2 protein-coding genes are annotated in these 701 nt (G+C 60.3%); both read right to left on the bottom strand.

The genetic code is table 11. The features are described 5' to 3' along the window. A partial coding sequence (locus HMPREF2527_RS00890) for a hypothetical protein (RefSeq protein ID WP_141744428.1) occupies positions 1–271 on the bottom strand: 271 nt, incomplete at its 3' end. A 197-nt stretch (positions 272–468) separates the two neighbouring features. Next, positions 469–701 (bottom strand): hypothetical protein (locus tag HMPREF2527_RS09770; protein WP_168161081.1); only part of this gene is annotated, 233 nt, incomplete at its 5' end.

Raw genomic sequence — 701 nt, 5'->3', positions numbered from 1 at the left:
CCTCTGAAGCGTCCAGACCCAGCAGAGCCGCCATATCTGAAGCCAGCGAGTCATCAGAGCCGGAACCGGTACGCACCAAGGCGTTAAAGCTTTCGGTGATGTCCCTGACACATGCAGGGCACGGTTTGCCATGCACCGGCGCTATGTCCTTCACAGCGTCCCGGATGCCCTGCTGTGCTATCCACGGGTACAGGGCGGGGATGGGGTAGGTCACCGTCGAATCAGTATGACTCAGGGCGCGGCATGCGGATACGGGACTCAAGACGTTCATAACGTCCTCCTTCAAGAGCTAGGGGGTGTCAGTCATCTGTGCTGACAGGGTTATCATCTCTATTTTTGGGGCGGCATTTTTAGGCTTGACCTCGTTTGTCCTTTTCCTAAATCAGCCCCGGAAAGCTGCAAAACCCCTCAAGGGGCGCCGCCCCTGCACCCCTCTACGGGGCGGTGCAGGGCGGCGGGGGCGGGTGGCTATTTGCCGTGTCCGCATTCTTCACAGACTCGGTCGGTCATCTCCAAGACCGCCCACTGGTAGGCGACGCCCCAGCTGTAACCACCTGAAGGGACTTTCCCCCGAAAGACGCAACGCACGGCATCCATAGCGTCCGCCTGGCTGATGGAGGCGGGAACGGTGAAGGTCTCCAACGGGGCATCATCCCACCCGTTCAGAGTCACCTCTGAAGCGTCCAGACCCAGCAGAGCCG

Source organism: Rothia sp. HMSC071B01 (assembly GCF_001808945.1).
Classification (GTDB): Bacteria; Actinomycetota; Actinomycetes; order Actinomycetales; family Micrococcaceae; genus Rothia.
Note: the sequence above shows the minus strand (reverse complement) of the source record. Positions and strands in the feature narration are given on the sequence as shown.